This window comes from Streptomyces sp. LS-MS-L19 (assembly GCF_058382285.1).
The window spans coordinates 6,978,513-7,000,568 of sequence record NZ_JBYCLL010000001.1; the positions used below are offsets into that span (position 1 = coordinate 6,978,513).

19 protein-coding genes are annotated in these 22,056 nt (G+C 71.6%); 14 read left to right on the forward strand and 5 right to left on the reverse strand.

Annotation, left to right across the window (positions count from 1 at the left end; genetic code table 11):
* Complete coding sequence (locus AC2XR2_RS31280; RefSeq protein ID WP_491516879.1) at positions 1–1,530, reverse strand: MFS transporter; 1,530 nt, start codon at positions 1,528–1,530, stop codon at positions 1–3.
* Between the two features lie 97 nt (positions 1,531–1,627).
* Between AC2XR2_RS31280 and AC2XR2_RS31285 the strand changes: the two genes are divergently transcribed.
* On the forward strand, positions 1,628–2,218 hold the full coding sequence (locus tag AC2XR2_RS31285; protein ID WP_491516880.1) for a TetR/AcrR family transcriptional regulator: 591 nt from the start codon (positions 1,628–1,630) through the stop codon (positions 2,216–2,218).
* 47 nt (positions 2,219–2,265) lie between these two features.
* On the opposite strand, the gene AC2XR2_RS31290 is transcribed toward AC2XR2_RS31285, so the two are convergent.
* Entirely contained in the window at positions 2,266–3,471 is a 1,206-nt protein-coding gene (locus AC2XR2_RS31290) for a PucR family transcriptional regulator (protein ID WP_491516881.1), read from the reverse strand.
* Between the two features lie 145 nt (positions 3,472–3,616).
* On the opposite strand from AC2XR2_RS31290, the gene AC2XR2_RS31295 reads away from it, so the two are divergent.
* The 3 genes from AC2XR2_RS31295 to AC2XR2_RS31305 all read left to right on the forward strand — a co-directional run bounded on the left by AC2XR2_RS31295 (position 3,617) and on the right by AC2XR2_RS31305 (position 7,259).
* The gene (locus tag AC2XR2_RS31295) at positions 3,617–4,543 is read left to right on the forward strand and encodes a proline dehydrogenase family protein (RefSeq protein WP_381304195.1); all 927 of its coding nucleotides are present in this window, start codon (positions 3,617–3,619) and stop codon (positions 4,541–4,543) included.
* Positions 4,544–4,742: 199 nt separating this feature from the next.
* The gene (gene pruA, locus AC2XR2_RS31300) at positions 4,743–6,374 is read left to right on the forward strand and encodes an L-glutamate gamma-semialdehyde dehydrogenase (protein ID WP_449353177.1); all 1,632 of its coding nucleotides are present in this window, start codon (positions 4,743–4,745) and stop codon (positions 6,372–6,374) included.
* 66 nt (positions 6,375–6,440) lie between these two features.
* Entirely contained in the window at positions 6,441–7,259 is an 819-nt protein-coding gene (locus AC2XR2_RS31305) for an alpha/beta fold hydrolase (RefSeq protein WP_491516882.1), read from the forward strand.
* Here the strand turns inward: AC2XR2_RS31305 and AC2XR2_RS31310 are convergent.
* Positions 7,256–8,245 (reverse strand): NADP-dependent oxidoreductase, encoded by a 990-nt coding sequence (locus AC2XR2_RS31310; RefSeq protein WP_491516883.1) that lies wholly within the window; start codon positions 8,243–8,245, stop codon positions 7,256–7,258. The genes AC2XR2_RS31305 and AC2XR2_RS31310 overlap by 4 nt on opposite strands.
* A gap of 102 nt (positions 8,246–8,347) precedes the next feature.
* Here AC2XR2_RS31310 and AC2XR2_RS31315 point away from each other — a divergent pair, with 102 nt between their 5' ends.
* Both AC2XR2_RS31315 and AC2XR2_RS31320 read left to right on the forward strand, forming a co-directional pair.
* Positions 8,348–9,244 carry a LysR family transcriptional regulator gene (locus AC2XR2_RS31315; protein ID WP_491516884.1) on the forward strand — a complete coding sequence of 299 codons (897 nt, stop codon included), beginning with the start codon at positions 8,348–8,350 and terminating at the stop codon, positions 9,242–9,244.
* A gap of 215 nt (positions 9,245–9,459) precedes the next feature.
* Complete coding sequence (locus AC2XR2_RS31320) at positions 9,460–9,591, forward strand: hypothetical protein (protein WP_491516885.1); 132 nt, start codon at positions 9,460–9,462, stop codon at positions 9,589–9,591.
* A 51-nt stretch (positions 9,592–9,642) separates the two neighbouring features.
* Here the strand turns inward: AC2XR2_RS31320 and AC2XR2_RS31325 are convergent, their stop codons facing one another.
* Positions 9,643–11,199, reverse strand: a complete 1,557-nt coding sequence (locus tag AC2XR2_RS31325) for a purple acid phosphatase family protein (protein ID WP_491516886.1) — start codon at positions 11,197–11,199, stop codon at positions 9,643–9,645.
* Between the two features lie 142 nt (positions 11,200–11,341).
* On the opposite strand from AC2XR2_RS31325, the gene AC2XR2_RS31330 reads away from it, so the two are divergent.
* Positions 11,342–12,385, forward strand: a complete 1,044-nt coding sequence (locus AC2XR2_RS31330) for a 3-isopropylmalate dehydrogenase (protein ID WP_381304185.1) — start codon at positions 11,342–11,344, stop codon at positions 12,383–12,385.
* 255 nt (positions 12,386–12,640) lie between these two features.
* Positions 12,641–13,729: a branched-chain amino acid aminotransferase gene (locus AC2XR2_RS31335; RefSeq protein ID WP_330264272.1), complete on the forward strand. Its 1,089-nt coding sequence runs from the start codon at positions 12,641–12,643 to the stop codon at positions 13,727–13,729.
* A 26-nt stretch (positions 13,730–13,755) separates the two neighbouring features.
* Here AC2XR2_RS31335 and AC2XR2_RS31340 read toward each other — a convergent pair whose 3' ends face one another.
* Positions 13,756–15,186 carry a cytosine permease gene (locus AC2XR2_RS31340; protein WP_381304183.1) on the reverse strand — a complete coding sequence of 477 codons (1,431 nt, stop codon included), beginning with the start codon at positions 15,184–15,186 and terminating at the stop codon, positions 13,756–13,758.
* Between the two features lie 115 nt (positions 15,187–15,301).
* Here AC2XR2_RS31340 and ureA point away from each other — a divergent pair, with 115 nt between their 5' ends.
* The 6 genes from ureA to AC2XR2_RS31370 all read left to right on the forward strand — a co-directional run bounded on the left by ureA (position 15,302) and on the right by AC2XR2_RS31370 (position 22,039).
* Positions 15,302–15,997 (forward strand): urease subunit gamma, encoded by a 696-nt coding sequence (gene ureA, locus AC2XR2_RS31345; protein ID WP_491516887.1) that lies wholly within the window; start codon positions 15,302–15,304, stop codon positions 15,995–15,997.
* Positions 15,994–17,703: an urease subunit alpha gene (locus tag AC2XR2_RS31350; protein ID WP_491516888.1), complete on the forward strand. Its 1,710-nt coding sequence runs from the start codon at positions 15,994–15,996 to the stop codon at positions 17,701–17,703. The genes ureA and AC2XR2_RS31350 overlap by 4 nt, the downstream gene beginning before the upstream one ends.
* A gap of 32 nt (positions 17,704–17,735) precedes the next feature.
* Positions 17,736–18,761: an agmatine deiminase family protein gene (locus AC2XR2_RS31355; protein ID WP_449353170.1), complete on the forward strand. Its 1,026-nt coding sequence runs from the start codon at positions 17,736–17,738 to the stop codon at positions 18,759–18,761.
* A gap of 9 nt (positions 18,762–18,770) precedes the next feature.
* Positions 18,771–19,268, forward strand: coding sequence for a hypothetical protein (locus tag AC2XR2_RS31360; RefSeq protein WP_381304176.1), 498 nt, complete (start codon positions 18,771–18,773; stop codon positions 19,266–19,268).
* Positions 19,265–19,867: a TetR/AcrR family transcriptional regulator gene (locus AC2XR2_RS31365; RefSeq protein ID WP_381304174.1), complete on the forward strand. Its 603-nt coding sequence runs from the start codon at positions 19,265–19,267 to the stop codon at positions 19,865–19,867. Before AC2XR2_RS31360 ends, AC2XR2_RS31365 begins: the two co-directional genes overlap by 4 nt.
* Before the next feature lie 123 nt (positions 19,868–19,990).
* Complete coding sequence (locus tag AC2XR2_RS31370) at positions 19,991–22,039, forward strand: hypothetical protein (protein ID WP_491516889.1); 2,049 nt, start codon at positions 19,991–19,993, stop codon at positions 22,037–22,039.
* Positions 22,040–22,056: the final 17 nt, after the last annotated feature.

Consider the following 22,056-nt stretch of genomic DNA (forward strand, 5'->3'; position numbering starts at 1 on the left):
TCACACGCCGGACGGGCTGAGGGAACTCGGCTCGTCCGGCGTTTTGCTGTGCACCGGGATCCGCCGCAGCGTCAGCGCCGCCAGGCCCGCCGCTCCCACCAGCAGCACCGCCCCCGCGATCGCCGCGCCCTGCATCCCGCTGGTGAAGGCCTCCCTGGCCGTCGTCGCCAGCCCAGGGAAGCGGTCGGCGACCGCCAGCGCCCCGCCCAGCGTCTCCCGGGCCGCGTCCGGCGCCGACCCCGGCATCTCGTGGCGGTAGACCGCCGTACCGATCGAGCCGAGCACCGCCATGCCCAGGGCGCCCCCGAACTCCGTGCCCGTCTCCAGCAGCGAGGACGCCGACCCCGCGCGCTCCGCCGGGGCCGCGCCCAGGGCCAGGTCCGTCATCTGGGAGATCACCATGACGATCCCGGAGGCGAGGACACCGCAGGCGGTCAGGACCAGCCACATCGAGTCCGTACCGGCGAGGGCGAGGAGGCCGTATCCGCAGGCCGCGATCGCGAAGCCGGCCGTCACCACGTAGGCGCGGTTCACGCCCTTCTGGACCAGTGCGGTCGTCACCGGGGCCACCATGCCGATCGGCACCGAGGGGAGCAGTGCCCACAGGGCCGCCTCCAGGGCGCTCTTGCCGAGCACCGACTGGAGGTACTGCGTGGTGAAGACGGCCGAGCCCATCATCGCGAAGGCGGAGACGAGGTTGAGGACGACCGCGGGGGCGAAACCGTGGGCGCGGAACAGGGCCGGGGAGATCATCGGGTTGGTGGTGGTGCGCTGACGGTGGACGAAGAGAGCGGCGAAGAGCAGGCCGACGGTGATCGAGAGGACGTAACGGACGTTCCAGCCGTCGGAGGGGATCTCCTTCAGGCCGTAGACCACGGGCAGCACCGCCGCCATCGACAGCGGGACGCTGGGCCAGTCGAAGCGGCCGGGGGCGGGGTCGCGGGACTCGGGCAGCAGGAGCGGGCCGAGGACCAGCAGCAGCACCATCGCGGGCAGGTTGACCAGGAAGACCGAGCCCCACCAGAAGTACTCGACCAGAACGCCGCTCATCACCGAGCCGAGGGCGATGCCGGCCGTCATCATGCCGGACCAGATGCCGATGGCCTTCGCGCGCTGGCCGGGGTCGGTGAACATCGTGCGGATCAGGGCCATCGTCGAGGGCATCAGGGTCGCACCGCCGATGCCGAGGACCGCGCGGGCCGCGATCAGCATCTCGGCGCTGTTCGCGTACGCCGCCGCCAGTGAGGCCGCGCTGAAGGCGACCGCGCCGATCAGCAGCAGCCTGCGGCGGCCGATGCTGTCGCCCAGGGAGCCCATCGTCATCAGCAGGCCGGCCAGGACGAACGCGTAGATGTCGAAGATCCACAGCTGCTGGGTGCCGCTCGGCTCCAGGTCCGCGCTGATCGCGGGGATCGCGAAGTAGAGGACGGAGACGTCCATGGAGACCAGGAGCAGCGGAAGCATCAGGACGGCGAGTGCGGTCCATTCACGGCGGCCGGCCAGGGAGCCGGCGGAGGTCTGGGTTGTCATGCCGGTGACTGTACAAGCGTCTTAAACGCTTGTCTATGACGCTTGTATAAATCGCTTGTCTAGGACAGCTGTATGGATTCCTCGGTAGGCTGGGCGCATGGGACATCGCGAGGATCTGCTCGAAGGCGCCAAGCGCTGCCTGCTGGAGAAGGGGTTCCTGCGGACGACCGCGCGGGACATCGTCAAGGAGTCCGGGACGAACCTGGCGTCCATCGGCTATCACTACGGCTCGAAGGACGCGCTCCTGGTGCAGGCCTACGTCTCGCTCGTCGAGGCGACCGGCGACCGCTTCGACCCCGGTCGCGCGGGGCAGGGGTCGCTGTCGACGGCGCCGGGGTCGCTGGAGCGTTTCCAGGAGGTGTGGTCGCACATCGTCGGAGCGGTCGGGGAGTCGCGGGCAATCTGGATGCTGAGCTTCGAACTGATCGTCCAGGGCGACCGGTTGCCGGAGGTGCGCCGGATGCTCGTCGAGGCGGAGGAGCAGGGCCGCTCGGGGCTCCTGCCGCTGTTCAACGGCGTCCCGGAGGACGAGCAGCCCAAGGACGTCGTCGACACCGAGGGCCGCTTCTACCAGACCCTGCTCCAGGGACTCATGGTCCAGTGGCTCTTCAACCCGGAAACGGCCACGGACGCCGACCAGCTGACGGAGGGGCTGCGCCGGGTCATCGAGGGCGCGGTGAAGGGCTGACCGGCGCCGACACCGGCTCGTACGTCCGCGGGGTCACGTGCTCCTCGTCAGAGCCGCGCCCCCTTGAGTGTCATGTGCAGCAGGAGGCGGTCCTCTCCGTCGTCCAGGTCCAGGCCGGTGAGTTGTTCGACGCGGGAGAGGCGGTAATAGAGAGTCTGGCGGTGGATGCCGAGGGCGGCGGCGGTGCGGCCGGCCTGGCCCGCGCAGTCGAGGTAGACCTCGGCGGTGCGGGCGAGTTCGCGGTGGGCGGGGGAGAGGAGGGGGCGTACGGCGAAGTCCTGGGCTGTCTCCGGCGGCAGTGCGGTCAGCAGGCGGTACGGGCCGATCCGGGACCACTGAGTGACCGGGCCGAACCCCGGCTCCGCGAGCGCGGCCCGGGCCGCGGCGGAGGCCTCCTGCCAGGCGGCGGCGACTCCGGCGAGCCCGTCGCGCGGCTCACCGACCCCAGCCGCGCGGGACGGGGTGCGCGGCTCGCCCGTGCCGGGTCCTGACGTGCGGGTCTCCTCCGCGAGCAGGCGAGTCGCCGCCGTCGTCGCCGGGGTCAGGGTGTCCGGGGCCCGGAGGCGGACCAGAATCGCCAGGGCGTGGGCCGCGGGGCCCCACGGCACCGTGCACAGGGCCGTCGCGTGGGGGATCGTGCGGGCGGAGGGGGCGTCGTCGGGGTCGGTGGAGGGCCAGGGGGCGACGCAGACCATGGTGTACGGGCCGTCGCCGCGGGGGCCCAGGGCCGTGCGCAGGGCCGCCACCGCCATGTCGGCCTGCCAGCCGCGCTCGGCGGTCAGCACCGCCCGCAGTTCCCGGCTGAGGTCGGCCCCGTGCTGTGCCTCGTCCGCGAGCAACGCGCCGATCCGGGCCGTCACGCGCATGGCCGCGTCCAGTTGCCGGTCGGTCGGGCCGGGCTCGGAGTCCAGGAGCCAGACGTACCCGAGGACGACCCCGCGATGGCGTACGGGAAGGCAGATCCGGCCCCGGTAGACCCCTGCCTCCGGGGTCGGCGGAATCCGGACCGGACCGCTCGCCCGGGTGATGCCGAAGCCCTCGAACCAGGTCCGGACCGCGGTCGTGGAGCGCCGGGTCAGGATCGAGCGGGTGCGGACCGGGTCCAGCGCGGACGGATCGAGGTCGCCCTCACTGTCGTACGCGCCGAAGGCGATCAGTTCGAAGTCCCGGTTCTCCAGGGTCGCCGGAACGCCCAGGAGCTCCGAGATCTCGTCGACCAGCTCCTGGTAGTCACCTTTGTAGTCCCCTGTCACTCGGGCATTCTCGCGCAAAAACACCGCGCTTCATACATCTGTCTGAGATCTGCGGCACGGATGCGTGACAGCTGTCGATGGTCGACGATCGGAGGGATCCTTAGGTTTCACGGTGGTTCTATCTGCTGGTTTGTGGAGGTGCCCCGTGCTGGGTCCCGTGATTCTTGCCGCGTCGCGCAGCGACCGGATGCGACGTCTGATCTCGGCGGCCCCGGTGACCAAGCAGGTCGTCGACCGCTTCATCCCGGGTGAGAGCGTCGACGACGTGGTGCCGATCATCGAGGAGCTCACCGGTCGCGGCCTGGAGCTGACGATGGACGTCGTCGGCGAGGACATCACCACCCCCGAGCAGGCGGGCGCCGCCCGGGACGCCTACCTGGAGCTGATCGACCGGCTGCGCGACCTCGGTCTCGGCGAGCGCGTGGAGATGTCCGTCAAGCTGTCCCTGTTCGGGCAGGCGCTCGACGGCGGCCACGAGCTGGCCCTCGCCAACGTCCGGCCCGTTGTCGAGGCCGCCGCCGCGATCGGTACGACCGTCACGCTCGACGCCGAGGACCACACCACCCTCGACTCGATGTTCGCCATCCACGAGGAGCTGCGGAAGGACTTCCCGCAGACCGGCTGCGTGATCCAGGCCTACCTCTTCCGCACCGAGGCCGACGCCCGCCGGCTCGCCGCGGCCGGCAGCCGGGTGCGGCTGGTGAAGGGCGCCTACAAGGAGCCCGCCGAGGTCGCCTACCAGCAGAAGCACGAGATCGACAAGGCGTACGTCCGGGTCCTGCGCATCCTCATGGAGGGCGAGGGATACCCGATGGTCGGCTCCCACGACCCGCGTCTGATCTCCATCGCCCAGGAACTCGCCCGGCAGGCCGGCCGCAAGCCGGACGAGTACGAGTTCCAGATGCTGTACGGCATCCGGAGCGACGAGCACCTGCGGCTCGCCGCCGAGGGCCACCGCATGCGCGTCTACACGGCCTACGGCACCGACTGGTACGGCTACTTCATGCGGCGGCTCGCGGAGAAGCCGGCGAACCTGCGCTTCTTCGTCCGCAGCATGATCACCCGAGGTTGAAAAGTGACGGACACGCGAAGGCCTTTCTGCCGGGGGTCCGGGGGTCGCCCCCCGGGAAGGTGCAGCATGCGGCGGCTCGCGGAGAAGCCGGCGAACCTGCGCTTCTTCGTCCGCAGCATGATCACCCGAGGCTGAAGGCCTCCCCGTCAGCAAGGGCTGAGCCCCAACACCCGCTCAAGCACAAGGAGTTACGGAACCCATGGACGCTGTGACCCAGGTCCCCACCCCCGTCAACGAGCCGGTGCACGGCTATGCCCCCGGTTCCCCCGAGCGGGCCCGGCTGGAGGCCAAGCTCAAGGAGCTGGCCGAGAACCCGGTCGACCTGCCGATGACCATCGGCGGCGAGAAGCGGATGGGCGGCGGCGAGGCCTTCCAGGTCGTGCAGCCGCACAACCACAAGGCCGTGCTGGGCACTTACCGCAACGCCACCCAGCAGGACGCCCAGGACGCCATCGACGCGGCCCTCGCCGCCGCGCCCGCCTGGCGCGCGATGTCCTTCGACGACCGTGCCGCGATCATCCTGCGCGCCGCCGAACTGCTCGCCGGCCCCTGGCGCGAGACCCTCGCCGCGTCCACCATGCTCGGCCAGTCCAAGACCGCCCAGCAGGCCGAGATTGACACGCCCTGCGAGCTGGTCGACTTCTGGCGCTTCAACGTGAAGTACGCCCGTGACCTGCTCGCCGAGCAGCCCCCGGCCAACGCCCCCGGCGTATGGAACCGCCTCGACCACCGCCCCCTCGAGGGCTTCGTCTACGCGATCACGCCGTTCAACTTCACGGCGATCGCGGGCAACCTGCCCACCGCGCCCGCGCTCATGGGCAACGTGGTGGTCTGGAAGCCGTCCCCGACGCAGACCCACGCCGCCGTGCTGCTGATGCAGCTCCTGGAGGAGGCGGGTCTGCCCAAGGGCGTCATCAACCTCGTCACCGGCGACGGCATCGCGGTCTCCGAGGTCGCCCTGGAGCACCGCGACCTCGCGGGCATCCACTTCACCGGGTCCACCAAGACCTTCCAGCACCTGTGGAAGACGGTCGGCGCCAACATCGAGAAGTACCGCACCTACCCGCGTCTGGTCGGCGAGACCGGCGGCAAGGACTTCGTCGTCGCCCACCCGAGCGCCGACCGCGCCATCCTCAAGACCGCCCTCACCCGCGGTGCCTTCGAGTACCAGGGCCAGAAGTGCAGCGCCACCTCCCGGGCCTACATCCCGGCGTCGATCTGGAACAGCGGTTTCCGCGAGGAGTTCGCCGCCGAGGTCGACGGCATCGCCATGGGTGACGTCACCGACCTCACCAACTTCATCGGCGCCGTCATCGACGAGCGGGCCTTCGCCAAGAGCAAGGCCGCGATCGACCGCGCGCAGTCGGACCCCACCTGCACGATCGTCGCGGGCGGCTCCTACGACGACTCGGTGGGGTACTTCGTCCGCCCGACCGTCGTGGAGTGCACGGACCCGGCCAACGAGGTCTTCACCACCGAGTACTTCGGCCCGTTCCTCGCGGTCCACGTCTACGAGGACGACCGGTACGACGACATGCTGACCCAGATGGAGTCGGCCTCCGACTACGCCCTGACCGGCTCGGTCATCGCCAACGACCGCGCGGCGGCGGCGTACACGATGGAGAGGCTGCGCTACGCGGCCGGCAACTTCTACATCAACGACAAGTCGACGGGTGCCGTCGTCGGCCAGCAGCCCTTCGGCGGCGGCCGTGCCTCCGGCACCAACGACAAGGCCGGCGCCCCGCAGAACCTCCAGCGCTGGACCCTGACCCGCGCCATCAAGGAGACCCTGGTCCCGCCGACCGAGTACGGCTACCCGCACATGGGCTGACGTCCCGTCAGTCACCCTGAGGGGCCGGGCTGTTGCCCGGCCCCTTCGTGTGCGCACAATGCGGCCATGACCGTGATCACCGAGGACGGCGTACGACTGTGGGCTTCGCGTTCGGGTGCCCCTGACTCAGGTGACCCGCTGATTTTGTGCCACGGCGGGCCGGGTCTGTGGGACATGTTCGAGGACGTGGCCGCGATGCTCGGCGACCTGACCACGGTGATCCGCTGGGACCAGCGCGGCTGCGGCCGGTCCGACCGGTGCGACGGACCCTGGACGACCGACCGGTTCGTGGCCGACCTGGACGCCGTGCGCCGGCACTTCGGCCTGGACCGGATGGCCCTGCTCGGCCACTCCTGGGGCGCCCAGCTCGCGTTGAGCTATGCCCTGGCCCACCCGGCGCGGGTGAGCACGCTGATCTACGTGAGCGGGAACGGCATCGGTCCGGTGTCCGACTGGCACGCCGCCTACAAGGAGAACCTCGCGTCCCGCCTCGGCGGACAGGAGCGCCCGGGGGACGAGCGCGAGCGGGTGATCCTCCAGTGGTCGGCCGACTTCGCGGACCCCGCGCGCGCCCTGGAGCGGGCCCGGCGGATGGCTGACCCCTGGTTCGCGATCAACTACGCGTGCAACAGCGCGCTGAACACCGAGATCAAGAACACATGGGGCACTCCTGGGCTCCGGGTGGCCTGCCGGGCCCTGGACCTACCCGTCCTGATCGTCGACGGTGCCGAGGACATCCGCCCGCGCTCGGCCGTGGACTCCCTGGCGCAGGCGTTGCCACGTGTACGGCGGGTGGTGCTGCCGCGGGCCGGGCACCTGCCCTGGGTGGAGTCCCCGGCCGCCTTCCGGGAGGCCGTGACAGGGGCACTGGCCCACCGTCCCTAGGGCAGCGTCCGTACCAGGATCTTCCCCGTGTTCCCGCCCCGCAGCATCAGCAGGAACGCCTCCACGATGCGGTCGAAGCCGTCAAGGACCGTCTCGTCCAGGGCAAGGGTGCCGTCGAGCAGGCGCGGGACCGCGAACTCGTACAACTCCTCCTGCACGTCGGCGTAGTCGCGGACCAGGAAGCCCTCCAGGCGCAGGCTCTTCTCCACCACGTCCGCGTGGTTGAAGCGGACCGGGGGCGCGTCCGGGGTGTTGTACTGGCCGACCGTGCCCACGCGCACCACCCGTCCGCGGTCCCGCAGCGCGCCGATCGCCGCGCCCAGGTGCTCACCGCCGACGTTGTCCACGAACACGTCGATGCCGTCGGGCGCGGCCTGCGCGAGGAGGTCCGCGACCGGGCCGTCGTGGTAGTCGAACGCCGTGTCATAGCCGACCTGTTCCACCAGGTGGCGCACCTTGGCCGGTGAGCCCGCGCTGCCGATCAGCCGCCCCGCGCCCAGCAGCCGTGCGAAACGGCCCGTCGCCGTGCCGACCCCGCCGACGGCGGCGGAGACGAACAGGTCCTCGCCCTCGCGGAGCCGGGCGATGCGGGTGAGGCCGACGTACGCGGTGAGACCGGTGCCGCCGAGCACGCTCAAGTACGCGGAGAGCGGCAGGCCTTCGTGGCGGGGCAGGTGTCTGACCTCGGCCGGGCTCACCACCGAGTGGGTGCGCCAGCCCTTGCGGTGCACGATCAACTCGCCCTCACGCAGGGCCGGTTCGCGGGAGGCGACGACTCTGCCGAGGGTGCGGCCCTCCAGCGGGGCGTTCAACTCGAAGTCCCCGTCCATCATTTCGCGGTGGTAGGGGTCGACCGACCAGTAGAGGTTCTCCACGAGAGCCGTGCCGGGAGAGGGGGCGGGGATCGCCGACTCCACGAAACGGAAGTGCTCCGGGGTCGGGAAGCCGGTCGGGCGGGAGGTCTGGTGCACGGTGAGCGCGGTCATGTCCGGGACGGTAGGGAGGAATGCGCCGGGGCGGGCAGAGGGTTGGGCTCATGGAACGGGCGGGTCCATGAACCGCTCTCATGGCAGCAGGTGGGGGACAGGGTGAGCAGTGCCGTCGATCTCGCGCCCCAGGAGTTGCGGATCCTGGTGGCCGTCGCCGAGGCGGGCGGCTTCTCCGCGGCCGCGCCCCGCCTCGGCACCACCCAGTCCGCCGTCTCGCACGCCGTACGCGGCATCGAGCGCAAGCTGGGGGTCGTCCTGTTCGAGCGGGGCCGGTTCGGAGCCCGCCCCACCCCCGCCGGTGAACGGGCCGTGGCCCACGCCCGCCGGGTGCTGCGGATGCTCCAGGCGCTGGTCCGGGAGGCCCGGGACGCACCGAGGGCCGAGATCACCGGACCCCTGCGCATCGCCGCCTTCCGCAGCGCCGCCCTGTATCTGCTGCCGGCCGTCCTGGAGCGCCTCTCCGCACGGCACCCGGGGATCGAGGCGACCGTCACGGTCGTACGGGAGATCGGTCCCGGAACCGCCGGTGAGGTGGCCGAGGGGCGGGCCGACCTCGGCATCGCGACCTTCGCCGGCCGTACGGAGATCGCGCCGGGGCTCGTGGGGGACGTACTCCTGGAGGAGCCCTACGCCCTCGTCCACCCCGCCGGGCATCCCGAGCCGCGATCGCTGCCCCTGGTCGACTGGTGGGAGAACTGCTCCTCCTCCACGCGCGCGTGGTGGGCCGCGCAGGACTGGATCCCGGCCGCGACCGTCCGCGCCGAGGACGACGGGGCCGTGCTGTCGATGGTGGGCAGCGGGCTCGGGATGGCGATCATGCCCGTCCTCTCCCTCACCGCGGCCCCGCCCGGCACCCAGATCACCGACCTCGGACCCGAGCGGCCCACCCGCCGGGTCGGCTACGTCACCACTCCCGAGCTCGCCGCCACCGAGGCCGTCCGTGCGCTTGTCCGGGAACTCAGATCATCGGCGAAATCGCAGGTCAGCGCGGTGTGATCCACTTCGCCGTCTCAGATAGTAGGAAGTCCGAGTAATTGTGGAGACAGACCGGCCCTCCTCCCTTAGCTTTGTAGGAGCCGAACGTCTCGCTCGATCAAGCGAATGGCGGTCGTGAGCCAGGCCCGATGCAGGCAACCCCTGCGGCCGGTGCTCCCCGCCCCTTCCGGCGTCTCGTTTCCCCTTCCCGTGAAGTCCGAAGGAGTCGATTTCTCATGGCCGAGACGACCGCCCGCCGTCGAGTCCGTCGCATCTCCCGTACGAGCGATTCCGACCGCAAGAACGCCACCGCGGCGCTCCAGCGCGCCCTCGACCGCCGTGACAACGGCGGCTCGACCGGTCACTGACCGACCCCCGAAGCCGGGAGCCGCACCCGCACGAGGTGTGGCGCGGGACTCTCAGACCCCGCGCCGCACCTCGAAACGGTCGATGCGCTCCCCGCTCTGCGCGAGCGCCGACACCGTCAGCCGCGGCCGCGCCCCGCTCTCCACCTCCACCGAGAGCAGCGAGAAGCCGCGGTAGCGCACCCGCGACCACTCCACCGTCTCCTTCCGGGACTGCCGCGACTTCGTCCACTGGAAGGTCTCCACCGACTCGTGGTCGTGCACGCGCCCTTCGTAGCTCTCGCGCACGCCCGCGGGGAAGCCGTACAGATCCCGGCCGCCCCCGCCCGCCGTGACGTAGACGATCCCGTCCCGCGTCGGGTCCGTGGCCCCGCCGACCGGCACGGTCCGGCCCACCTCGCCACCGCGGATCGCGTCCGTCCGCTCGTACACGTGGTTGTGCCCGTTGATCACCAGGTCCACCCGGTGCTTCTCGAACAGCGGCAGCCACTCGGCGCGCACCCCGCCGTCGGAGGCGTGCGAGGACGTCGAGTACGCGCAGTGGTGGAAGTACACGACGACGAAGTCGATCCCCTCGGCCGCCCGCAGCTCACCGAGCCTCTTCTCCAGCCACCGCGTCTGCTTCCCGTCCGTGTAGCCGAAGTTGGCCTGGATCTCGTACGACACGTCGTTCGCGTCCAGCGCCACGACACCGACGTTGCCGTACGTGAAGGAGTACACGCCCGGTGCCGAGCGCGGGTCGAAGCCGCTGTCCGGCAGGGTCCAGCGGGCGAGCTGGCCGCCGTAGCCGTCGGGCGAGTACCAGGCCTCCATGTCGTGGTTGCCGGTCGTCACCATCCACGGCACGCTGCGCGCGACCCCCTCGTTCTGCTTGAGGAACAGGTCCCAGAAGCCCGGGTCGTAGCCGTCGGACGTCCGGCCCTGGCCGTTGGCGTCGGCGTAGCAGAGGTCGCCGGCGTGCAGGTGGAAGGCGGGCTTCTGGCGCAGCAGCAGGTTGTCGTTGGCGGCCGCGGCCGTGCCGACGCCCTGGTCGCCGAAGGCGGTGAACACGAACCTCTCCGGACTCGCCGGGGCCGTGCGGAAGCTCGTGATGGTCGCGCGGTGTCCGGAGTCCGCCGGGTCGAAGCCCTCGTGGCCGACGCCGTAGTAGTACGTCGTGCCGGGGCGCAGGCCGTCCAGGGCCGCGTGCAGGTAGTACTGGTCGAGGCCGAGGCGGACACCGGTCTGTCCGGGGGTGTGCAGGTCGCGGAGCTCCGCCTCGATCCGCCGGCCCAGGTCGTCGGGCCGCAGGCCGACGCGGACGTACGGCTTGCGGACCGCGAGCGGGACCTGCCACGAGATCCGCATCTGCGTCTTCGGGTCGGCACCGAAGGCGAGATGGCGGCCGAAGGGGGTGACGGCGGAGCCGTGCACCGTGGCCGTGGGGGAGGGGGAAGGGCCGGCCGTGGACGTCCCCGCGGCGGAACACCCCGACAGCAACCCGCTCGCCACCGCCCCCGCGGTCACCAGCGTCCGGCGCCGGGACAGCTTCGTGCGCAGGTACTCGTGCTGCTCGGCCATGCTCATCCGGCGCGCGAGCCGGGGCGGGATGCCGAAGTCGGGGAGATCCATGGTGGTGAACTTCCCAGCGGACCCCAACAACCGCCACACCTACGGGTGAACGCACGGAGAAGGGCTGACGCCCGGCCCCGCCGCGATGTCCGTATCGCGGACAGGCCATGTCATCCCATGGGACGAGGAGTAGGGTTCCCGCATGTCTCGCAGCATCAATCTCGCAGTGATTCCCGGTGACGGCATCGGCCAGGAGGTCGTGGCCGAAGGTCTGAAGGTCCTCTCCGCCGTCCTTCCGCAGGATGTGAAGCTGGAGACCAAGGACTTCGACTTCGGCGCCAAGCGCTACCACGCCACCGGTGAGACCCTCACCGACGCCGACCTCGACGCGCTGAAGCGGCACGACGCGATCCTGCTCGGCGCCATCGGCGACCCGTCGGTCCCCTCCGGAGTGCTGGAGCGCGGCTTCCTGCTCAAGCTCCGCTTCGCCTTCGACCACCACGTGAACCTGCGTCCGTCGAAGCTGCTCCCGGGTGTCGACACGCCCCTCAAGGGTGAGCCCGCGATCGACTTCGTCGTCGTCCGCGAGGGCACCGAGGGCCCGTACACCGGCAACGGCGGGACCATCCGCAAGGGCACCGAGCACGAGGTCGCCACCGAGGTCTCCGTGAACACGGCCTTCGGTGTCGAGCGCGTGGTCCGGGACGCCTTCGCCCGCGCCCAGGCCCGCCCGCGCAAGAAGCTCACGCTGGTCCACAAGAACAACGTGCTGACCTTCGCCGGACACCTGTGGACGAACATCTTCAACAAGGTGGCCAAGGAGTTCCCCGAGGTCACCACCGACTACATCCACGTGGACGCGGCCACCATCTACCTGGTCACCGACCCGGCCCGCTTCGACGTGATCGTCACCGACAACCTCTTCGGCGACATCATCACCGACCTCGCCGCGGCCGTCTCCGGCGGTATCGGCGTCGCCGCCTCCGGGAACATCAACCCGAGCGGCGAGTTCCCGTCCATGTTCGAGCCCGTCCACGGCTCGGCCCCAGACATCGCGGGCCAGGGCAAGGCCGACCCCACCGCCACCGTCCTGTCCGTCGCACTGCTCCTGCGCCACCTCGGCTACGAGGCCGAGGCCGCCCGCATCGAGGAGGCGGTCTCCGCCGACCTCGCCGAGCGCACCGGCAAGCCCGCCCGCAGCACCGCCGAGATCGGCGACGCGCTGGCCGTACGAGTAGCCGGCTGACCGGGCGGGCCACTCGAAAAGCATTCGAAGCCGCCGGGTCACTCGCACCCGGCGGCTTTCGCATGTCCCCCGCCGGGTGCCACCATCATCCCCCGGGTCGCATTTCACGCCGTTTCTTCCCCGGCTCCCCGCTTGCGATAATCGAACGCGGAGCCGCGGAATGAGGGAATGCTCGGACGTCCTAGCACTGGTCACTGACAGTAAAGGGGCGTGAGCGCGGCCCGTCACTACACAACCGGTGAAGGACAACCACTCATGACGACGCCCACGATCGAGCTCAAGCCCTCGGCCTCGCCACTTTCCTCCGCGGAACGCGAGGCGATCCTGGCGAACCCCGGGTTCGGCCGCCACTTCACCGACCACATGGTGGTCATCAAGTGGACCGAGGGGCGCGGCTGGCACGACGGCCAGCTCGTCCCGTACGCGCCGATCTCCCTCGACCCGGCGACCATGGTCCTGCACTACGCGCAGGAGATCTTCGAGGGGCTCAAGGCGTACCGCCAGCCCGACGGGACCGTCGCCACCTTCCGGCCCGAGAAGAACGCCGAGCGCTTCCAGCGCTCCGCGCACCGGCTCGGCATGCCGGAGCTGCCCGTCGAGACCTTCATCGAGGCCTGTGACGCGCTGGTCCGGCAGGACGAGGCGTGGGTCCCGGCGCACGGCGGCGAGGAGTCCCTCTACCTGCGTCCCTTCATGATCGCCACCGAGGTCGGCCTGGGCGTCAAGCCGGCCAACGAGTACCTCTTCCTGGTCATCGCCTCCCCGGCCGGCGCCTACTTCCCCGGCGGGGTCAAGCCGGTCTCCATCTGGCTCTCCGAGGACCGCGTCCGCGCCGTCCCGGGCGGCATGGGCGACGCCAAGACCGGCGGCAACTACGCCGCGTCCCTCCTCGCCCAGGCCGAGGCCGCCGCCAAGGGCTGCGACCAGGTCTGCTACCTCGACGCGGTCGAGCACAAGTGGGTCGAGGAACTCGGCGGCATGAACCTGTACTTCGTGTACGGCGACAAGATCGTCACCCCCACCCTCACCGGCTCCATCCTGGAGGGCGTCACCCGCGACTCCCTGCTGGCCGTCGCCCGCGACCTCGGCTACACCTCCGAGGAGAGCCGGGTCTCCGTCGACCAGTGGCAGCGTGACTCCGAGAACGGCACCCTGACCGAGGTCTTCGCCTGCGGTACGGCGGCCGTGATCACCCCCGTCGGCACGGTCAAGCGCGCGGGCGCCGAGTGGCACCAGTCCGGCGGCGAGCCCGGCGAGGTCACCCTGAAGCTCCGCCAGGCCCTCCTGGACATCCAGCGCGGCACGGCGGAGGACAAGCACGGCTGGATGCACAAGCTGGGCTAGGTGTACTGCCCGGGCAGGGTGTGGGCCTACCGCTTCGTCAGGGCCGCCGCGGACACCGGTTCCGCGGCGGCCCCGGTGCGTTCCCGGCGTGAGAGCAGCAGGTACACGGCCCCGCCGACCAGTCCCGACAACAGGAAGCTGCAGTCCACCCCGCCGGTCAGCGACAGCAGCGGTCCCTCGTACGACGGCAGGGAGACCGCCAGCAGGCCCACCCCGGCGCCCAGCGCCCAGGACACCGTCGCCGGGAGGTTCCAGCCGCCGCGGTACCAGTAGATCCCGCCCCGGGAGCGCCGGTTGAAGACCTGGAGGGCCTCCGCGTCGTAGACGCCCCGGCAGCGGGCGAAGCCGATGAGAGTGACGACCGCCCACGGGGTGCCGATCGCCGTCAGCAGGAGCACGAAGGACGTCATCGCGTCCTGCGCCGACGACCGGTAGTGGCCGACGAAGACACAGGCCGTCGCGACCACGGCGACCGTGTACGTGGCGGTCGCCCGGGACGCGCGCGGCAGGATCGCGTCCAGGTCGAGGCCCATGGAGTAGAGCATCAGCCCCGCGTTGCCGACCGAGCCGGCGGAGGCGGCCAGCAGCAGGGGGACCAGGTACCAGGCGGGGGACGCCGACACCAGGGGGCCCGCGTAGTCCGCCGCCGCGCGTGCCGCGTACGCCGTGAAGGTGCCGAAGAGCTGGGGGACCAGCAGACCCGCGATCAGCCCAAGCCAGGTGGCGTGCAGGACGCGGCGGGAGGTGTGCCGGGCCGGGGAGATGTAGCGGGTGTAGTCGCCGAGCAGCGTGATGAAGGCGACGGGACCGGACAGGCCGGCCGCGACCAGCGCCAGCAGCCAGGTCGGCCAGAAGCCGCCCAGCAGGTACCCGCCCGCCTCCGGCAGCGCGGCGGTGGTGAAGTGCGGGGCGTAGGCGACGACCCCCAGGACCAGCAGGGCCGTCATCCCGACCGCCAGCACCCGGGACATCGCGAGCAGCACACGGTAGCCGTACACCGCGCCCGCGACCGTCGCGGTGGCGAGCAGCCCGTAGACGACGCCGTACGACCATCCGCTCGCCGGGAGCCCGGTCAGCCGGCCCAGCGCGCCCACCATCACGTCGCCGCCGATCCACACCGTCAGCGCGGTGTAGCCGAGGGCCAGCAGGAGGCCGACGACCGAGCCGACGAGTCGGCCGCGCACGCCGAACTGGGCGCCGGAGGACGTCGACAGGTTGGTCGCCGTGCGCAGCGAGATCAGGGCGAGCGGGGCCGTGAGGGCGGTGCCGAGCAGGGTCCCCGCCACGATCGCGCTCACCGACGCCCACCAGCCCAGGCCGAAGGACGGCGGCAGCCAGCCGAAGACGATCACGCCCAGGCAGAGGTTGGAGCCGAGCAGGATCGAGACGAGGTCGCGGGGGCCGCTGGTGCGTTCCTCCTCGGGGATGGTGTCGACTCCGCGCTGTTCCATCGGCATGCTGGTCTCCCATTGTTAGAGCGACGTTCAATGTGGGGCGCTCCTGGCTCTGCCGTCAACCCTTTCCGTCACGGGATTTTTATGTTTAGAGTGATGCTCTAAAGAAGGGAACGACATGCGGCTGACCCCCACCGAACGCGACCGGCTGCTGCTCTTCGGCGCCGCCGAGCTGGCCCGGGCCCGCAGGGCGCGCGGGCTGCGGCTGAACGTCCCGGAGGCGACCGCGCTCATCGCGGACACCGTCTGCGAGGCCGCCCGGGACGGGGTGCGGTTGGCCGAGGCCGTGGAGCGCGCGCGGTCGGTGCTCGGGCCGGACGACGTGCTGCCCAGCGTCGCGGACGTCGTCACCGAGGTGCATGTCGAGGCGGTCTTCGAGGACGGCTCGCGGCTCGCGGTCGTGAGCGATCCGATCGGCGGGGGGCTCGGCGCCACGGCCCCGGGCGCGCTGCTGCCGGGTCCCGCGCACGAGGAGCCCGAGCCGGTCGTACGGCTGACCGTCACCAACACGGCCGGCGTGCCCGTCTCCGTCACCTCCCACTTCCACTTCTTCGAGGCCAACCCCCGGCTCGACTTCGACCGGGCCGCGGCGTACGGCATGCGGCTCGCCGTCCCCGCCGGGTCCTCCGTGCGCTTCGGTCCGGGGGAGAGCGTGCGGGTCGGGCTGCTGCCGGTCGGCGGCGACCGCGTCGCCATCGGCTTCGCCGGGCTCGTGGACGGGGCGCTGGATGCGCCGGGCGCGAAACAGGAGGCGCTGCGGAGGGCCGCCGCCTGCGGATACCTGGGGGCCCGGGACGAGGAGGCCACACGATGAGCCGGCCCGGAGGGCACCCCGCCGAAGCACGGCGGCTGACGCCCCACGAGTACGCCACCACTCACGGTCCGCGAGCCGGTGACCGGATCCGGCTCGGGGACTCCGGGCTGGTGATCCGGGTCGAGGAGGACGCGCAGCGGTACGGCGACGAGTTCCTCGCGGGGTTCGGGAAGACCGCGCGGGACGGGCTGCATCTCAAGGCCGCCGCCGTGCGCGAGACCTGTGACGTCGTCGTCAGCAATGTCGTCGTGATCGACGCCGTGCAGGGGATCCGCAAGGTCTCCATCGGCATCCGGGAAGGGCGGATCTGCGCCATCGGGCGGGCCGGGAACCCCGACACCCTCGACGGGGTGGACGTCGTCGTCGGCACCGGTACGTCCATCGTGTCCGGCGAGGGGCTCATCGCCACCGCCGGAGCCGTCGACACCCACGTCCACCTGCTGTCGCCGCGGGTCATGGAGGCCTCGCTGGCCTCGGGGGTGACCACGATCATCGGCCAGGAGTTCGGGCCGGTGTGGGGAGTCGGCGTCAACTCGCCCTGGGCCCTCAAGCACGCTTTCGGCGCCTTCGACGCCTGGCCGGTCAACATCGGCTTCCTGGGCCGGGGTTCGTCCTCCGACCCGGCCCCCCTCGTCGAGGCCCTCGCGGAGGGAGGCGCCTCGGGCTTCAAGGTGCACGAGGACATGGGCGCCCACGCCCGCGCCCTGGACACCGCCCTGCGGGTCGCCGAGGAGCACGACGTCCAAGTGGCCCTGCACAGCGACGGGTTGAACGAGTGCCTCTCCGTCGAGGACACCCTCGGGGTCCTCGAAGGCCGCACCATTCACGCCTTCCACATCGAGGGCTGCGGCGGCGGACACGTCCCGAACGTGCTGAAGATGGCCGGCGTCCCGAACGTCATCGGCTCCTCCACCAACCCGACCCTGCCCTTCGGCCGGGACGCCGTCGCCGAGCACTACGGCATGATCGTCTCCGTCCACGACCTCAAGCCCGACCTCCCCGGCGACGCCGCCCTGGCCCGCGACCGCATCCGCGCCGGGACCATGGGCGCCGAGGACGTGCTGCACGACCTGGGCGCGATCGGCATCACCTCCTCGGACGCGCAGGGCATGGGACGCGCGGGGGAGACGGTCCGCCGTACCTTCGCCATGGCCGGGAAGATGAAGACCGAGTTCGGCGCGCCCGACGAGCACGACAACGCACGCGTCCTGCGCTACATCGCCAAGCTGACCGTCAACCCGGCCATCGCCCACGGGCTCGCGCACGAGGTGGGGTCCATCGAGGTCGGCAAGCTGGCCGACCTCGTGCTGTGGCGGCCGGAGTACTTCGGGGCCAAGCCCCAGCTGGTCCTGAAGTCGGGCTTCCCGGCCTACGGCGTGGTCGGCGACCCGGGCGCGGCCACCGACACCTGCGAACCCCTCGTGCTGGGACCGCAGTTCGGGGCGCACGGGGCCACCCCCGCCGAGATCTCCGTCGCCTTCGTCGCCCGGGCCGCCCTCGACCAGGGCCACGACCTGATGCCGACCCGCAGGAGAAGGGTCGCCGTCCGGGGCACCCGCGGCATCGGCCCGGCCGACCTGCGCCTCAACTCCCGTACCGGAGCGGTGGACGTGGACCAGCGCACCGGACTGGTGACGCTGGACGGCGAGCCGATCCGCTCCGAACCGGCCGAGTCCGTCTCCCTCAACCGCCTGTACTTCCTCTAGCCACTTCTTCCAGCCCACGATCAGGACACGCCATGACCTACCGCATGCCGCCCGAGTGGGCCCCGCACGAGCGCACCTGGATGGCCTGGCCCGGCCCCAACCCCACCTTCACCGACGACGGGGAGCTCGCGGAGGCCCGCGCCGCCTGGGCCTCCGTCGCCCGCGCGGTGCGCCGCTTCGAACCGGTGACGATGGTGCACGGTCCCGGCCACGGCGAATCGGCGCGCGCGTTGCTCGGCCCCGGCATCACCCTCGTGGAACGCGAGCTGGACGACGCGTGGATGCGGGACATCGGCCCGACGTTCGTCCATGACGAGTCGGGGCGACCGGCCGCCGTGGACTGGGTGTTCAACGGCTGGGGCGGCCAGGACTGGGCCCGCTGGGAGCACGACTCCAAGATCGCCCGCCATGTGGCCGACCTGGCCGGGACGCCCGTGGTGAGCAGCCCGCTGGTCAACGAGGGCGGCGCGATCCACGTCGACGGCGAGGGCACCGTCCTGCTCACCGACACCGTCCAGCTCGGCGCCGGGCGCAACCCCGGCTGGACCCGGGAGCAGGTCGAGGCGGAGATCCACGCCCGGCTCGGCACCACCAAGGCGATCTGGCTCCCGCGCGGCCTGGCCGGCGACTACGGCAGGTACGGCACCCAGGGCCATGTCGACATCGTGGCCGCCTTCGCCCGCCCGGGCGTGGTGGTCGCGCATCACCAGCCCGACCCCGCGCACCCCGACCACGAGGTGACCAAGGAGGTCATCGGCCTGCTCCGGGACCGGACCGATGCGCGCGGCCGCCGGCTGGAGGTCGTCGAGGTGCCGGCCCCGACCGTCCTGGAGGCCGACGGCCACTGGGTCGACTACTCCTACATCAACCACTACCTCTGCAACGGCGGTGTCGTGCTCTGCGGCTTCGACGACCCGCGCGACGAGACCGCGGCGGCGATCTTCCGGCGGCTGTTCCCGGAGCGGACGGTCACGCTGGTCGACGCGCGGACCGTCTTCGCGGGCGGGGGAGGCGTCCACTGCATCACCCAGCAGCAGCCCAGGGCCGCTGTCGGGTAGAACGTACGCGTGAACGTGCTGACCTGTGCCGCCTGCGGAAGCCGGCTGACCGAGCCCCTGCGGCTCCTCGCCGAGCTGCCGCCCCGCCCGGAGTACGACCACCGGAAGAACCCCGACGGCTCGCGGCACCCCCCGCCGACCGTCCCGCGTGGGACGTACGCGGTGGACCCGGAGCCGTGCGGGGCGCCCTATGTGCCGCACCCCGACCCCGACTGGTGCGGCTCGGCCAACCCCGGCAACAGCTGCCTGGGCGACCCCGACGGCCCGGGGTTCCTGATGTCCGCCGGGCCGCGCGGCACCCTGGTGACCCACCCCGAGGACACCCGCGCACACCTGTCCGGCAACCCCGCCCTCCAGGAGATCGGCTGCTGCGGCCCGCCCGGTCGCGAGGGCCCCAACGAGGTGTGCGGGGAGTGCGGCGCGGTGGTGGCGACCCTGTACGCCGACTGCTCCGGCGCGTACGAGACGGACTTCCTGCCCCACGCCGTGCACGTGACCGCCGTATGAGCACCCCCCGCCGCACCCCTGCCCCGCCGCGCGAGCGGATCCTCGCCGCCGCCATGGAGATGATCGCCGAGCGCGGCCTGGAGAAGCTCACCATGGCGGCCCTCGGCCGGGAGGTCGGCATGAGCAGCGGCCACCTCCTCTACTACTTCCGCTCCAAGGACGAACTGCTGCTGCGGACCCTGGAGTGGAGCGAGGGACGGCTCGGCGCCGAGCGCGGCCGGCTGCTCACCCGCACCGCGACCGCCCGGGAACGGCTTGACGCGTACGTCGACCTGTACGTCCCGGGCGGCCATCGCGACCCGCACTGGACCCTGTGGCTGGAGGTCTGGAACCGCTCGCAGAACGCCGACGCCGACGCCCGTGACCGGCAGGCCGCCATCGAGGGCGCCTGGCACCGCGACCTGGTCGCGCTGCTCGCGGAGGGCATCTCGCGAGGCGAGTTCCGGGCCGTCGACCCCGACCGTTTCGCGACCCGGCTGCGGGCCCTGCTCGACGGCTTCTCCATCCACGTGGCGATCGGGCTGCGCGGCACGGACCGGGGGACGATTCTCGGCCACGTACGGGAGTTCCTCGACGAGAGCCTCCTCGCGGACGCGTGACCTCGCGCCCGGGTTGTACGCAATAAGGCCGATTGACCCTGTGGCCGGTGGTGCGTTTGCCTCGTGGGGAGCCCTCGGCGCGGGGCCGGGGGTAGTGCGTCAACGGGGATCACAGGGGGAAACATGTCCAGAGCCGCCGTATGCCTGTTGGGCACGGCCCTGCTCGTCGGGCTCACCGGAACCACCGCGGCCGCCGCGCCGCCCGTACGACACGCGCCGCACGCGCCGCACGCGCCGGTCGAGCGGGTGAGCACGGCGGCCGACGGCAGTCAGGCCGACGGGTCCTCGGGCGACGCCGGGATCAGCGCCGACGGCCGCACGGTGGCGTTCGTGTCCACCGCGGCGAGCTTCGGCTGCGCGCACTTCACCCCGTGCCTGCTGGTGAAGGACGTGCGCGACGGCGGGGTCACCAGGATCGACCTCGGCGAGGGGTACACGTACGGCTCACCGGCGCCGAGTGCCGACGGCAGCCGTGTCGCCTTCTCCGCCGGCACCCGCTTCCTGGCCCCCTACCTGTACGACCGCGCCACCGGTCGCGCGGAGAAGCTGTGGCCCCAGGACCCGCCCGGTTTCAACGAGTTGGGCCGCGCCCGGTCCATCAGCCCGGACGGCACCCACGTCGCGTACACCCTCGGCAACCGCCACGGCAACGAGAGCAGCGGCCTGCTCTACGTCCGCGACACCGCCACCGGCACCGACGCGCTGATCTCGCCGGCCGAGGAGGGCCAGAAGAACGGGGCCTCGGTGAGCGGCGACGGCAGGAAGGTCGCGTACGGCCTGCGCGTCGACAGCGAGACGGATCCCGCCGACGTCTACGTCAAGGACCGGACGACGGGCGAGCGGACCCGGGTGGACACCGGTCTCGGCGCCGCCTACCTGGTCGGCATCACCGCGGACGGCCGCCGGGTCCTCCTCGACGCGGAGAGCGGTCTGTACGTCCACGACCTGCGCACGGGCCAGTCGCGGCGGGTGGCCGACGGGCGCCCCCTCGCGGCCACCGCGGACGGCCGGTACGCCGTCGTCGACGGCGAGGACGGCACGCGTGTGCGTGACCTGCGCACCGGGGCCCGCGGGGCCGCGCTCCCGCGCGGGGACGCCCAGGTGACGGAGAACGCGCTGGCCGCCAAGGGCCGTGCCGTGGTGTTCGGTTCGTCCGCCTCCCACCTGGTGCCGGGCGACACCAACGCGGAGGACGACGTGTTCGTCTTCTCCGGCGCGCTGCGACGGAACCCGGCGCCTATGCCGTTCGTCACCGAGCGCCTGGCCACACCGGCCGGCGCCTCCCACGACCCGGTGATGGGGGAGAACAAGGTCGTCACCTTCACCTCCGAAGGCGATGTGTTCGTGAACACCCGCACGGGCGTCTCCCAGGTCAACTCGACCGGACAGCAGCCGTCGTCCGAGGGCAGCCCCTGCTACAGCGGGCGCATGATCGGCTACTCCGGCCCCTACGGGCCCGACGGCGGCCCGGGCATCCACGTCCGCAACCGCGCGGTCGGCAAGCTCACCAGCCTCGGCTCCCACCAGGGCGTCCGCTTCACCTGGATGGGACAGCCCGTGGTGGACCCCACCTGCCAGTGGCTCACCTACACGGCGACCCTGCCCGCCACCGACGCCGACCCGCACCCACAACCCCGCGTCTACCGCTTCAAGTTCAACGGTGGTGACACCGAGGTGGTCAGCGCCGCCACGAACGAACCGGCCGGCGATCCGGCCATCAACTACGACGGCCGGTACATCGCCTTCGAGCAGGGCGGCAGCGTCCACGTCCGTGATCTCGACACCGGCGCCCTGTCGGCGATCGGTCCCGGCGCGGACCCGTCGATCAGCGCGGACGGCCGCAAGGTGGCCTTCCAGCAGGGCTCCCAGGCCGTCGTGCGCGACCTGGACACCGGCACCACGATCCGGGTCAAGGGCACCCAGCCCTCGCTCGCCGGAGACGGCACGGCTCTGGCGTACACCTCGGGCCGCTCCGTGTACTGGCTCCGACTCGCCACCGGGGAGAAGCAGTTGATGAGTGTCGACCGCCGGGGCGGCCGCAACGACCTTCCGGCCGGGCACCCTTCGGTCAACGCGGACGGCACGGTCGTCGCGTTCGAGTCGGCCTCACCCGATCTGGTGGAAGGGGACACCAACGGGGTGACGGACGTCTTCCTGCGGACAGTGCAATGACAGGCAACGACCACAAC

Bases quoted from the DNA above. Each gene is read 5' to 3' on its own strand.
- ureA (WP_491516887.1), top strand. From the start codon at position 15,302: ATGCGGCTGACCCCCACCGAACGCGACCGGCTGCTGCTCTTCGGCGCC.
- AC2XR2_RS31280 (WP_491516879.1), bottom strand. From the start codon at position 1,530: ATGACAACCCAGACCTCCGCCGGCTCCCTGGCCGGCCGCCGTGAATGG.
- pruA (WP_449353177.1), top strand. From the start codon at position 4,743: ATGGACGCTGTGACCCAGGTCCCCACCCCCGTCAACGAGCCGGTGCAC.
- AC2XR2_RS31325 (WP_491516886.1), bottom strand. From the start codon at position 11,199: ATGGATCTCCCCGACTTCGGCATCCCGCCCCGGCTCGCGCGCCGGATG.
- AC2XR2_RS31305 (WP_491516882.1), top strand. From the start codon at position 6,441: ATGACCGTGATCACCGAGGACGGCGTACGACTGTGGGCTTCGCGTTCG.
- AC2XR2_RS31320 (WP_491516885.1), top strand. From the start codon at position 9,460: ATGGCCGAGACGACCGCCCGCCGTCGAGTCCGTCGCATCTCCCGTACG.
- AC2XR2_RS31370 (WP_491516889.1), top strand. From the start codon at position 19,991: ATGTCCAGAGCCGCCGTATGCCTGTTGGGCACGGCCCTGCTCGTCGGG.
- AC2XR2_RS31365 (WP_381304174.1), top strand. From the start codon at position 19,265: ATGAGCACCCCCCGCCGCACCCCTGCCCCGCCGCGCGAGCGGATCCTC.
- AC2XR2_RS31355 (WP_449353170.1), top strand. From the start codon at position 17,736: ATGACCTACCGCATGCCGCCCGAGTGGGCCCCGCACGAGCGCACCTGG.
- AC2XR2_RS31340 (WP_381304183.1), bottom strand. From the start codon at position 15,186: ATGCCGATGGAACAGCGCGGAGTCGACACCATCCCCGAGGAGGAACGC.
- AC2XR2_RS31310 (WP_491516883.1), bottom strand. From the start codon at position 8,245: ATGACCGCGCTCACCGTGCACCAGACCTCCCGCCCGACCGGCTTCCCG.
- AC2XR2_RS31335 (WP_330264272.1), top strand. From the start codon at position 12,641: ATGACGACGCCCACGATCGAGCTCAAGCCCTCGGCCTCGCCACTTTCC.
- AC2XR2_RS31350 (WP_491516888.1), top strand. From the start codon at position 15,994: ATGAGCCGGCCCGGAGGGCACCCCGCCGAAGCACGGCGGCTGACGCCC.
- AC2XR2_RS31330 (WP_381304185.1), top strand. From the start codon at position 11,342: ATGTCTCGCAGCATCAATCTCGCAGTGATTCCCGGTGACGGCATCGGC.
- AC2XR2_RS31285 (WP_491516880.1), top strand. From the start codon at position 1,628: ATGGGACATCGCGAGGATCTGCTCGAAGGCGCCAAGCGCTGCCTGCTG.